The sequence below is a fragment of the Priestia sp. MDV22-iso46 genome (genome assembly GCF_058629175.1).
Map to the genome: position 1 here is coordinate 1 of NZ_JBZVWT010000009.1, position 13,024 is coordinate 13,024.

The following is a 13,024-nucleotide window of genomic DNA, read 5'->3' on the forward strand; positions in this document are numbered from 1 at the left end:
AAAAAATAAAAATTAACGTTGACGTTTGTCGCTTTGTTCAGTTTTCAAAGTTCAACCGCCGCTCTTAAGCGACTTTATCATCTTATCAAGTTATCAACGTAATGTCAACAACTTTTTAAAATTCTTTTTTTAGCTTCGTTGTTAACGGTATGTCTCAACGACGCTTTATAATAATAAAATATATTTTAACTAAAGTCAACGGTTTTTAAAGAAAAAATTAAAAACTATTATTTATAGATTTGAACAACGACTACTGCAACGTATTATAGACAAAAGCCAGCTGTAACTTTGCCTTCTTTGTTCCTGCGCTTTTACATATTCTTTTTTATTATTCTTATAGAAGAAACTAAAAAAGAGCTGTCCATTAGACAGCCCTTTCTTATTTCCCTTTAAAACTAGGTCTTCTCTTCTCAGCAAATGCTTGAAGCGCCTCGAGACGATCTTCTGTCGGAATCGTTAACTCATATGCTTTTCGTTCAATTTGCAAACCAGTCTGCAAATCGGCCTTCATTCCTTCTTTGATAGCAAATTTTGCTTGCTGAAGTGCAATTGGCCCATTTTTCAATAAAAGAGAGATAAAAATATCTATTGTTTCTTCTATTTCATATCCGGGAGCCACCTTCGTTACTAGACCACATTCTTTCGCTTCTGATGCTGAGAGACGCTGAGCTGTTAAAATTAGTTCCATTGCTTTTGCTTCCCCAACTAACCGAGGGAGACGCTGTGTTCCTCCTGCGCCTGGTATGATTGCTAAGCTTGTTTCCGTTAAACCCATAAGCGCTTCGGTTGAAGCAATCCGGAAATCACATGCTAAAGCCAGCTCCATTCCTCCACCAAATGCATATCCATTGATGATTGCTATCGTTGGCTGAGGAAGCTGCTCTATCTTCGAAAACACTTCTCCTATTTTGTAAATATTGCGCTTTACTTCTTGATCAGAGAGGGTTTTACGTTCTTTTAAATCGGCCCCTACGCTAAAAGACTTTTCACCTGCCCCTTTAAACGTCACAACTCGAATATCTTTTTGAATACGAATTCCTTCAATTACTTCTTCCAATTCTTTAAGCATATCGTAATTAAAAGCATTCATCGCTTCCGGACGGTTCAGTATCAAATGGGCGACGTGTCCCTTCATTTCATAAGAAATAGATGACATCCTTTTACCACCTCCAACTTGGAATCGCTTTCATTTTATCGCTCCTGAGATACTTGTTGCTTCAGTGCACGCCGTAAAATTTTTCCCGTTGTATTTTTAGGAAGTTCTTTTAAAAATTCAATTTCACTTGGCACTTTATATTTAGCAAGGTGCTCTTTGCAGTAGGCAATAAGCTTCTCTTCCGTTATCTCTTGATTATTGCAAACCACGTAACACTTAACACATTCACCTAAAGAAGGATCAGGGACTCCGATAACAGCCACTTCTACAATATCTGGATGCGCATATAGCACTTCTTCTACTTCGCGAGGATAAACATTATATCCTCCTACAATAATTAAATCTTTTTTACGGTCAACGATATAAAAATAACCTTCCTTATCCATTCTTGCTAAGTCACCTGTATACAGCCAACCATCTCGGAGAGCATATTCCGTGTCTTCGGAAAGCTTATAATACCCTTTCATCACGTTAGGGCCTTTGACGATAAGTTCGCCAACTTGTCCTACTTCTACTTCTTCTCCTAGTTCGTTTACCACTTTATTTTCAACATTCATAATAGATGTGCCTATAGAACCGGCTTTTCTCTCTCGGTCAATCGGATTGAAACACGTCACAGGAGAAGCCTCAGATAAGCCATACCCTTCTGCTACCATTACCCCAAACTTACGTTCAAAATTGGTTAGAAGTGCCACCGGCATTGATGCCCCGCCTGATATACAAAGCCTTACCGTGTGAAAGTGCTCTTTTTTCCCTTTGTCATGCTGAAGTAAGAAATTATACATTGTGGGAACGCCGGCAAAAATAGTCGCTTGTCGATTTTGAATTAATTTAAATATAGAAGATGGACTGAATTTTGGTTCAATTAATATCGTTCCTCCATTCATTAAAGGCGCATTCAATGAAACAGTTAAACAAAATACGTGAAACATCGGCAAAGCAGCTACGACTCGGTCATTCCCATTTATACTTAAATAATCTGCTACGTCTTGGGCATTTGAATAAATATTCTTATGTGTAAGCATAGCTCCTTTTGGTTTTCCAGTCGTTCCTGACGTATACAGAATGATGGCCACATCTTCTTCTTTTAACTCAAGAAAATCATATGTAGCTTCCCCTCTGTTTACAACTTGGGAAAACGTGTGAAAATAAGAAGGTATATTTCCCACTGTATCTGTCGTTTCACATAAGATAACGTGTTCCAAAAATGGAGTGTTTCCAATGATTTTCTTTAAAATAGGGAGAAGTAAATCAACCGCAATAACTGCTTTTACATCTCCATCCTGAAGCATGTAGTTAATTTCATCCGCTGTGTAAATAGGATTAATGGGTATAACAGTAGCTCCTACTCGAAGAGCACCGTACAATCCAATAACAAAATGAGGCGAGTTGCCGACAATCAAAGCGATATGATCTCCTTTTTTTACACCTAATTGCTTCAGACCATTAGCAAACTTAGATACCGATGCATCAAGATTTGCATAAGATGTTTCTTGGTCCATAAAAACATATGCCGATTTTTGTGGAAATTGCTCAGCTGTTTTATGAAGCTGTGCTGACAAATTCATCTCATAACTTCCTCCTTTTAATAACGAATGAATGAACAACCATTCATTATTAAGTCATAATAATGTAAAAATTCTAACTTCTTCTATTCTATTATAATGTTACTGCTGTTCTATTGACAAGACTCATCTGTTTAAAAAGAAAAAAAGCCTGATGTAGCAGACTTTTTTCTTAATAGATTAATTCAACAAACTCTTCTTTTGTAATATTACCAAAATAATGTGGAATATCGATGTCTTCTAAGGCTTGTTCAATAGAAGCTTTTTCATAACGAACACCTGTTAATTTTTCCTGTACTTCCTGGACATCCCCCACTCCAAAGAAATCTCCATAAATGGTGCAAGCATCGATTTTTCCTTTATTCACTTCTAAACGAACGTCAATTTGTCCCACAGGAAAGCGGTGAGAGTGCTGTAAGTTAAATTTAGGTGATTTTCCATAGTTCCAATCCCATGACTGATAGCGCTCTTTAGAAATTTGATGAATCGTTTCCCAATCTTTTTCCGTTAGTTTATATTCTGTTATATTTTCTTCTCCGTCAAAGATATACCGAAGCAGCATTTCTCTAAATTCTTCCACCGTTACTTTCTGTTCTAAAAATTCGCTGATATTTGCTACTCTATTTCGAATAGACTTAATGCCTTTGGATTCAATTTTATCTTTTTTTACTTTTAACGCTGATACGACGTTTTCAATCTCTGAATCAAAAAGAAGAGTTCCATGGCTGAACATTCTCCCTTTCGTTGAAAACTGAGCATTTCCAGAAATTTTCCGTCCTTCCGCCATTAAATCATTTCGTCCGCTTAACTCAGCATTAACTCCCAATTTCTTTAACGCTTCCACGACCGGCTCGGTAAACTTTTTAAAATTATGAAAGCTATTTCCATCGTCTTTCGTAATAAAGCTGAAGTTTAAATTTCCTTTATCATGATAAACGGCTCCGCCTCCAGATAGACGTCTCACTACATGAATTTGCTGATCTTCAACATATTTTGTATTAATCTCCTCAATGGTGTTCTGGTTTTTGCCAATAATAATAGAAGGTTCATTAATATAAAACAGCAGATATGTCTCATTAATGTCTAGATGCTTGAGCGCATATTCTTCAATTGCTAAGTTAATTCGGGGATCATAATTTTTTTGATTATCAATAAATAACATTCATTTTCCTCCTTGTTATTCCCATACATATCCTGATTCAGCTAACGTAAGCGTACCTCTATAATGAGCAGCGGCTTCCTCTACTAGCTGTTGATGTTCTCCGTAGTGCGGAAGGTGAGTAAGCATGAGGTGTTTGACACTTGCTTTTGAAGCAAGTGTACCGGCTTCTGTACTTGTCATGTGTCCAGCGCCTCTTCCATCTTGATTGGCATAAAAATTACATTCACAAATAAGAAGATCTGCTTCTTCTGAGAAGGAAACAAACTCTTCTAAATAACTAGAGTCCGCTGTGTACACGACAGTTTGATTGCCGGCGCTTATTCTCATGGCATAACAAACGACTGGATGTTTCGTTTTCATAAATTCGATGGTAAAAGGCCCAATTTCAAGCTTTTGACTCGGATCATACTCTACCCCTTTAGTAATTCCTTTATGAGTAAGTTTGTTGAAGCTTTCCTGATCATATGTATGTCCGTAAATAGAAAGTTCCTTAACAGCGTTTCCTAGATGAGTCTGAATGAGGCGTGCATATTGAAATACTCCGACATCAGCCACGTGATCATGATGATAATGAGATAAAATCATAGCATCTATTTCTTCTGGCTTTGCATATTTTTGCAGCTGAGCCAATGCACCGCTTCCACAATCAACAAGCAGCTGAAATCCATCGTGCTCCACTAAATAGCTAGAAGTAGCTTCTGAAACAGCGGGATATCCTCCCCAAAAACCAATAACAGTTATTTTCATTTCAATCACCCTTTCGTACTATTTTTATTAGGTTCAGTATACCCTACTTTTTTTTGAAAACTAACTGAAAGGCACTCGTTTCGGCCATTTTATCGAAATAACTCATTGTTATACAACAAATAACCACTTAGAATAGCAAAATAGGCTAAATTGTTATAAAACATAATTGACATTTTATCATCTGTTATAATACAATGTTAGTAACAAAAACAACGGAGGGGATTTAAAATGTTAGAAAAAATGACTGAATTTTTCAAAAGATTACCCAATAAAAAGTGCGTAGAATGCGGAAACGACATCGAGGAACAGCATGAATGCTACGGAAACAAATGTGATCACTGTCTAGATATCATGAAATAAAAAAAAGCTGAAACTGTTATAAAACAGTTTCAGCTTTTTTATACGGTCAAACTGCGATACTCGTTTGGCGTAATGCCTTCTACTTTTTTAAACACTTTTCGAAAGTATTTATCATCATGATATCCAATCATATTCGCAATTTCATAGATTTTTAGTTCTTCATTTAGTAAAAGTGATTTGGCTTTATTCATTCTGACTTTCACCATATAATCTGAAATGTTTTCTTGAAATTCTTGCTTAAACTTTCTCGAAATGTATTCACGGCTTAGATAGAAACGTTCCGATATTTCTTGAAGCTTCACATCTCGATGAAAATTTTGCTGCAAATATTGTTCGATTTCATAAATAACGTCGCGATTGTTTTGCTTGCTATACCTTTTTACTACTTTTAAAAAGCGCTTTACTTCACGCTTCTTTCTCTCTACATACTTTGCTAGCTGAAACTGCCCATCTTGGTTATAGAAAAAAGAAAGAACATATTCAGGACCGTTATTTATCGTATAAGGAATGTGATATCTTTTTAACCAATGCTGGCTTAACAGCTGATATTCCTGCTCAAAATGCAGAATTTGCTTTAATGAGAGATAATTTTGCGCTTCAAAAGCTGTGATAATTTCGTTGAATACCGGCAAAAAGGCTTCAAACTTCCCGACTTGCAGCGCTTCTTCAATTTTACTGTTATAGTCCATCATATTTATTAATAAAGCACTTGCTAAAACGTCTTGCTTGCCGTAGACCTTCACTTTATTTCGATCAAGAACATTGCTTAATAAAAGCGAGTTTTTCGCATCTTCATAGGAGTTCATTAGCTGATCAATAGAAGAGACTTTGCACCCTCTTGCAATCCGACAGCTCACGTCTAACGTACGGCGAATTGCTGTATGTAAAGCCGTCAGCAAAGAGGTTATACGTTCAAAATCATTCCAAAATATAATGATAATTTCCCACTTATTTGATAAATAACGGAAGGCTACCCCATTTTCTTCTGCCATCAGCATTTCATTGATTACATTTAAAATTGAAAAATAGGCTAAATCCCGGTCACCGCCAAAAGAACGAATGATGGATTCATCTACACGTACAATCCCCACTTCATACTCTCTAGTCAGATGGAAACCAAACTCTTCATAGATTGATTGATTTAGCAAATAATTGTTCATTAACTGCGTCAGTTTTCGATCTCGATAAATCGGCTTCATTTCATTAATTAAACGATAGCTGCTATTATGGACTTTTCTGGACTCTTCTTCTTTCTTCCATTGGGTTACAGCTCGTACAAGGGTATCGTTTAAAACCGAAGGATCCACTGGCTTTAGAATATAATCCGTACTTCCAAAATGAATAGCTTTACGCATATAGTGGTAATCATCATACCCTGTTACCACAATCGTTTTACTAGAAGGCGAATTCTCTTTAATCCACTCCAACAAAGCAATTCCATCGATATTAGGCATCTTCATATCAGTAAAAATGATTTCCGGTCCTTGATCCTCGATAAGCGCAATCGCTTGCTCACCGCTATCAGCTTCTATCACATCTGTAATTTCATGCTCTTCCCACTGTCCAAGCAGCTTTATTCCTTCTCTTACATGCTCTTCATCATCCACGATTAATACTTTCATCACTATCCCTCTTTTCTTCAATTGTTGTTAGCTTTATGACAACGGTAAAATCGTGATTTTCTTGACTGCTAATTTGCATTGAAGCATGATCTCCATAGTAGATGCGAAGTCGTTCATAAATGTTTTGCAACCCAATATGCTCATCTGTTTGATTATACGATTGCTGAAGTCTCGTTTTTAATTGATTCAACTCTTGTTGCCCTATCCCTTTTCCGTTATCAGAAACAGTTAGAATCAGTTCTTCGCCGTTCAAACCCGCTGAAATCAACAGCTTTCCGCTTCCTGTGCGGGTTTCGAATCCATGCTTAAAAGAATTCTCAACAAGAGGCTGCAAAATCATTTTCGGTATTCGCATAAGCTCTGCCTCTTTTTCAATATTTAACTCATACTCAAACTTTGAACCAAACCGCTGCTTTTGCAGACTTAAAAAAGCTTTTACGTGATCGACTTCTTGCTTTAAGCTAACGATATCCTCTTTCATATTCATGCTGTAACGCATAATGTGCGAAAGTGAGGTTAATAAAGAATATACTTCAACTGCTTTATGCTTAAGAGCAAGAGTTCCAATCGATTGAAATGCGTTGTATAAAAAATGCGGATTAATTTGTGACTGCAGCACTTTTAGCTGCGTTGATTTATTTTCTAATTCCAATCGAAATTTACGTTCAATCAAGTCATTAATTGTTTCTACCATAGAGGTAAAATGCCTTCCTAAAACACCAAATTCATCGTTTCCAAGCGATTTAAACCGCACCTCAAATGATCCTTTTTCCACTTCTTTCATATTGCGAATCAATACGTTAATCGGCTGTGTAAAACGTACTGATATAAAAAGCGTAGCGATAACGAGCATACACAGAAATGGCAGGCCAATTAATACATTCATAAGTGCTGTCTTTCTTGCATCCTCATATAAAACACTGTAAGGAATTCGTTTCACAATGTACAAGTCCTCAAAGGGCTGTTTAAGCTTTTCATACATTAATACGCCTGAGAAGCTTTTATCCTCCCATTCCATGCTATGGTCTTTTTGGGAAGTGAGCGCCTTCACCCACGCGTAGTTTTCATTTTTTCCAATAACCTTTGAATCAGAGGAATACAAAACCTTCCCTTTATTGTTCATTAAATAAAAATCTTCTGACTCTTCATTATATAGACGCTGCGATATAGATTGAATTTGTGTCATATTAATGTCTAAAGATAGATAAGCTAACAACTTGTCTGATGGAATCTCATCAATCCGCTGATGAAAGCTAATAACTTGATTCGGCAGTGAATCAATTAACGTTGATAAATTATTGTAGCTATAAATTTCATGGGTAGGCTCAATCACAAGAAATTTATGATTTTTATTTAAATAAGAATAGTAAGGCTGAGTGTAAATATCATCGTACTTCCCTCTGCTGCTCACTTTCGAATTATAAGCTGTATATGAGTCATGCCCGTTTTCAATGTAAAGATGGAGTTGTTCAATCTCTGGACGAGTATTATATAAATAAAGAAGAGTTCGTGATATTTCCAGTTGATTGGCTCCTAAGTCACTTGATACACCTTCATCTAACACTTTAATAAATGGGTGGTAGCCGTACAGCCTTTTTGTAATATTAGCAATTTCATTTAAGTAATCGCTCAAATCATTGCTTCCATTTTTAATAACTTGATAGTTGGTAGAAATAAATCGGTTCTTAACCGTTTCTTTTGTGTATTGATACGTAAAAATCGTCGAAATTAAAAATGGAATAACCGTTGCGAATAAGAAAAACAAAATTAATTTCTTGCGTATGCTCCAGCCTTTCACAAATAACCTCCTTTGACTAATGTCATACATTATGACTATTATTATACATTAAAAGCGCTTTCAATTAACTATTATTTTTTCATAACTATGAATCTAACCAGCTATTTTTTCACACCAAAAAGTCCGCGTTTTCCACGCGGACTTTTTGGTTATTTTTTCATTTTTGCCCAAATTGTATCTAATTTCTTCATAAACTCTTCTTCTGTCATTTGCTTGCCTGCGTAAGACTGCATTGCTGCGCCGACTTCTTGAACCGTTCCTTCCGGATACTTAAACCAGTTCCAAGATAATGTTTTACCTTCTTCAGAGTATTTTAAGATATCATCAGATAAAGAATCGATTCCTTTTCCATCGATGTTTTTGAACGCTGGAATGAACTTGAACTTTTCAACTAAGAATTTTTGACCCTCTTTAGAAGAAACCATCCAATTTAAGAATTCCTTCGCTGCTTTTTTATCTGCATCTGGCGCATTTTTGTTCACTACCCAGTTATTTGGAACTCCGATTGCTAGTTTATCATTTTTCTTTGCATCGTTGCTGATTGGCATTGGAATAAAGCCCATTTTCATGTCCGGATTAATTTTCGTAATCATATTTACCGTCCAGTTACCTTGTTGCATCATTGCTGTTTCCCCAGAAGCAAATTGAGTAACTTGTGTATTGTAGTCTGTCGTTAGTGGATTTTTATTTCCATACTTTAACGTTAAATCGAACAGATTCATAAATTGCTTAAACGTTTCATTGCCTTCAAATTTTGCTTTTCCTTCGTTTAGACCTTTAATAAACGCATCTGGATCGTCTTGCTGTGCCATTGGAATATTAAATAAGTGGTTGCCTAGCACCCACCACTCGCCGTATCCATTAGAAAATGGCGTAATGCCTTTTGCTTTAAGCTTTTTAGAAGCTGCTTCTAATTCTGATAGCGTTTTAGGTAATTCTTTAATGCCTGCTTTTTCAAATAAATCTTTATTATAAATAAAACCATAACCTTCTAAGTTTAGCGGCTGACCATAAATTTTCCCGTCCATTGTCATCGGTTCTTTGGCGATATCATACAGATTATCTACCCACGGCTGATCAGATAAATCTTCTAATTTATCCTTCCACGTTTGCGCTTCTTGGAACCCTCCATTGTTAAAGATATCAGGTTCATTTCCAGAGGCAAACTGTGCTTTTAATGCTGCACCATAGTCCGCGCCTCCGCCGACTGTTTGGATGTTAAACTTTACGTTTGGATGTTCTTTTGTATATTCATCCGTTAATTCTTTCAGCTGATCTGCAATTTCCACTTTGAACTGGAACATATCAATAACAACTTGATCACCTGAGCCTGTTGATTTACTTGCTTTTGAATCCGTACCTGAGTTTGAACATGCTGTCGCAAATAAAAGTGATGTTGCTAACACGCCAGACATTATTGAAAGCCTTTTCATTTTCATTCGTTTTGCCCCCCTTGATATCTATCTCTCTTTATTTTACCGATTCTAGGACATTTGAACAGGTAACAATATTGAACAACCGAGTGGAAAATATTGAACACCCTCCTTCAGCACCCTTCGACAGGTCTCTCTTCTTCCGCAAAAATTTCTATAAATTTTTTGGCTGTTTTATTCCACCTAATAACATTTATAGACAAAATTATGTTAATATGTAGAGTGATAGATTCATAAGAAAATTTATGAATTTTTTTAACTTGTATAAACAAAGTGAAGGGGTTTACATGAAAACTAAAAAGCGCAAAAAAACACATGTCTCATTTCGAATTAACTGGCTGTTTATTGTGGTTTTCCTGCTTTTTTCTGCACTCATTTTACGATTAGGCTTCGTACAGATCGTGTACGGAGAGAACTATAAACGAGAAGTTGAAAAAACAGAAGATGAAACGGTAGATTCACCGGTTCCTCGCGGAAAGATGCTAGACCGCTATGACCGCGTTATCGTGGATAATAAACCGTTGAACGCTGTCACGTACACGCGTTTGAAAGGCGTCACTCAAGAAGACAAGCTAAAAGTAGCTAAAAAGCTTGCCACTCTTATTGATGTTCCTGTTACAACAGACGTGTTTGGCAAATCGGATAAAAAGAAAGATAAAAATACGATTAAGCTAACAGAACGCGACTTAAAAGATTATTGGATTGCAACTCATCCAAAAGCAGCAGCGAAAAAAATTACCGCAGCAGATAAGCAAAAAGTAAAAGAAGAAAAAATTTCTGAAGATGATTTGTATCCTCTTCAGCTGAAGCGCATCACTAAAAATGAACTTTTATCGGTGAAAGACGACCTTGAAGTGATTGCCATTAAAAGCAAGATGGAAGGCGGGTATGCGTTAACTGCTCAAATTATTAAAAGCGGCTTAACTGATAAAGAGCTTGCCGTTATTAGTGAGCAGCTGAGTGACTTGCCTGGCGTCGATACGACGACTTACTGGGACCGTATGTATACATACGATGACTTACTTAGCACGCTGCTTGGTAAAATCACATCGGCAGACGAAGGGTTACCAAGCGAAAACTTACAGTACTACTTGTCCCACGGCTACAGCCGAAATGACCGAGTAGGAAAAAGTTATTTAGAAAAGCAGTACGAAGACGTTCTTCGCGGTCAAAAAGCGCGCATACAAAACGTAACCGATCGCTCCGGCAACTTAGTGAGTCAAGAGACCGTTACTGAAGGTCAGCGCGGCAGTGACTTAATTTTAACGATTGATATGGAACTGCAAAAACAAGTCGAAGATGTTTTAACGAAAGCTGTACTTGAAGGCTCTGCGAGGAACCGCTTAATGGACCGAGCGTTTGCTATTATGATGGACCCACATACGGGAGACATTTTAGCAATGGGAGGAAAACAGCTTGTTACTGACAAACAAACAGGAGCACGCAAAGTTCAAGACTTCGCGCTTGGAAATCTTACAACTTCTTATGAAGTAGGTTCCGCGGTTAAAGGAGCGACCGTTCTAGCCGGACTTGACTCAGGTGCAATTCAGCCTGGTACTGTTTTTTATGACGCACCAATGAAGTTTGCTGGTACTAAACCGAAGAAATCTTCTCACAATATGGGAGCTACAGGTATCGAAAAAGCTCTCGAGCAATCTTCTAACGTTTTTATGTATAGAACAATTCTAAACATGGCTGGTGAAACTTATCGACCTGGCGGATCATTGCATATCTCGCCTTCTATTTTTAATAAAATGCGTTCATACTACAGTCAGTTTGGCCTTGGAATTCCAACGGGAATTGATTTAGAAAACGAATCAACCGGTATTCGTAACACCGTGACAAACGAACCTGGTAAAGCTCTCGACTTTGCAATTGGTCAATACGATACGTATACACCGCTTCAGCTTGTTCAATACATTTCAACAATTGCCAATGGTGGATACAGAATGAAACCTCACCTTGTGAAAGAAATTCGTGAGCCTGAACTTGACAGTGAGCTAAAAGGAAGTATACAAAGTTCCGTGGAACCACAAGTATTAAACCGTATTACAATGAATCAGTCGCAAATTGACATTGTAAAACGTGGTTTTCGTCGTGTTGTTACTGCTCAAGGTGGTACTGGACACGCCTTGTATACAAATCCAAAATACAGAAAATATAATATAGCAGGCAAGTCAGGAACAGCTGAAACCTATAATCAAGGCGTAAGCGTACGTAACTCCACTTTTGTCTCTTATGCACCTTATGACAATCCTGAAGTAGCCGTAGCAGTTGTTATTCCTTCTGCGTATGTTGCTGGAGCGAATTCTGGCGGACAAAGTAAAACTATTACAGGTGATGTTATTGATGCCTACTTCAAACTTAAAAAGCAAGGAAATACAGAAGTAGAACAAAAAGAAGAAGATGCAAAAACAGGAAATACAGAATTAAACGGCGTAAAAAAAGATGATAATGAACAATAAAAAAGGTCTCGTCATGAGACCTTTTTTGTTTTTTCTATGAAAAAAGCCCATCTCACTGAGACAGACCGCGTAAAAAGTATAGTTCAATTAATTCAGCAATTTTTTCTTCTGAAAGCGGCTCATGCCGTTTTTCCCAATCATAGACGAGTGCAATGTACATTTTAAATAGTAAAAAAGCTGTGAGCTCCGGGTTGCACGGTTTGATTTCTTTTTTAGAAATCGCAATTTCGATTTTGTTTTTTATATAAGTCAAAATCTCTTCTTCTACTCGCACCAGCACTTCTTGCACTGCTGTAGTGCCTAACTGCTGTTCCTGTACCAGCTTCAGCATGAGCTGATGCTCAGTGCGGAATTCTAAGATTCGAAAAATGGCTGCTTGGGCATTTTCAAAAAAAGGACGGTTGCTATCAATGACAGTTTCAGCTGCATCTGTCATTTCTCGAATCATTCGTGTAACAATTTCATCGAATAACTCTTCTTTGTTTTTAAAAAAAGTATAAATCGTTCCTTTTCCGACATTTGCAAGCTTCGCCACTTGCTCCATAGTCGTTGCTTTATATCCAAACAGCGCAAATGATTTTGACGCTGCATCCACAACTGATTGCTTTCGGTCTATAGCCACGTTATCCCCTTCTTTCTGACCAAATGAATATTTCAGTCAACAAGTACGGTTTTACTATAGCATAAGTTTCTTTTGCTTTTCAACCACAATCTCT

The 13,024-nt window shown here is 37.1% G+C and carries 10 protein-coding genes; 2 read left to right on the plus strand and 8 right to left on the minus strand.

The genetic code is table 11. The features are described 5' to 3' along the window. Positions 1 to 379: 379 nt before the first annotated feature. The 4 genes from AC4NPH_RS25845 to AC4NPH_RS25860 form a co-directional block, all read right to left on the minus strand. A complete protein-coding gene (locus AC4NPH_RS25845) occupies positions 380 to 1,156 on the minus strand; it encodes an enoyl-CoA hydratase-related protein (RefSeq protein ID WP_013055341.1) in 777 nt (258 codons plus the stop codon). A gap of 35 nt (positions 1,157 to 1,191) precedes the next feature. After that, positions 1,192 to 2,724 carry a fatty acid--CoA ligase family protein gene (locus tag AC4NPH_RS25850; protein ID WP_063670523.1) on the minus strand — a complete coding sequence of 511 codons (1,533 nt, stop codon included), beginning with the start codon at positions 2,722 to 2,724 and terminating at the stop codon, positions 1,192 to 1,194. 169 nt (positions 2,725 to 2,893) lie between these two features. Continuing rightward, complete coding sequence (lplA, locus tag AC4NPH_RS25855) at positions 2,894 to 3,883, minus strand: lipoate--protein ligase (RefSeq protein WP_013055339.1); 990 nt, start codon at positions 3,881 to 3,883, stop codon at positions 2,894 to 2,896. Positions 3,884 to 3,898: 15 nt separating this feature from the next. Beyond that, complete coding sequence (locus AC4NPH_RS25860; RefSeq protein WP_013055338.1) at positions 3,899 to 4,630, minus strand: MBL fold metallo-hydrolase; 732 nt, start codon at positions 4,628 to 4,630, stop codon at positions 3,899 to 3,901. 228 nt (positions 4,631 to 4,858) lie between these two features. Here AC4NPH_RS25860 and yhfH point away from each other — a divergent pair, with 228 nt between their 5' ends. Next, positions 4,859 to 4,990, plus strand: a complete 132-nt coding sequence (yhfH, locus tag AC4NPH_RS25865; protein WP_013055337.1) for a protein YhfH — start codon at positions 4,859 to 4,861, stop codon at positions 4,988 to 4,990. 38 nt (positions 4,991 to 5,028) lie between these two features. Here the strand turns inward: yhfH and AC4NPH_RS25870 are convergent, their stop codons facing one another. The 3 genes from AC4NPH_RS25870 to AC4NPH_RS25880 form a co-directional block, all read right to left on the minus strand. Continuing rightward, on the minus strand, positions 5,029 to 6,612 hold the full coding sequence (locus tag AC4NPH_RS25870; RefSeq protein WP_098197348.1) for a response regulator: 1,584 nt from the start codon (positions 6,610 to 6,612) through the stop codon (positions 5,029 to 5,031). After that, a complete protein-coding gene (locus AC4NPH_RS25875) occupies positions 6,590 to 8,410 on the minus strand; it encodes a cache domain-containing sensor histidine kinase (RefSeq protein ID WP_055991721.1) in 1,821 nt (606 codons plus the stop codon). The genes AC4NPH_RS25870 and AC4NPH_RS25875 overlap by 23 nt, the downstream gene beginning before the upstream one ends. 149 nt (positions 8,411 to 8,559) lie before the next feature. Next, positions 8,560 to 9,849 (minus strand): ABC transporter substrate-binding protein, encoded by a 1,290-nt coding sequence (locus AC4NPH_RS25880; RefSeq protein ID WP_013081692.1) that lies wholly within the window; start codon positions 9,847 to 9,849, stop codon positions 8,560 to 8,562. A 281-nt stretch (positions 9,850 to 10,130) separates the two neighbouring features. On the opposite strand from AC4NPH_RS25880, the gene AC4NPH_RS25885 reads away from it, so the two are divergent. After that, complete coding sequence (locus AC4NPH_RS25885; RefSeq protein WP_033580639.1) at positions 10,131 to 12,308, plus strand: peptidoglycan D,D-transpeptidase FtsI family protein; 2,178 nt, start codon at positions 10,131 to 10,133, stop codon at positions 12,306 to 12,308. Positions 12,309 to 12,360: 52 nt separating this feature from the next. Here AC4NPH_RS25885 and AC4NPH_RS25890 read toward each other — a convergent pair whose 3' ends face one another. Then, entirely contained in the window at positions 12,361 to 12,930 is a 570-nt protein-coding gene (locus tag AC4NPH_RS25890) for a TetR/AcrR family transcriptional regulator (protein ID WP_013081690.1), read from the minus strand. Positions 12,931 to 13,024 lie beyond the last annotated feature (94 nt).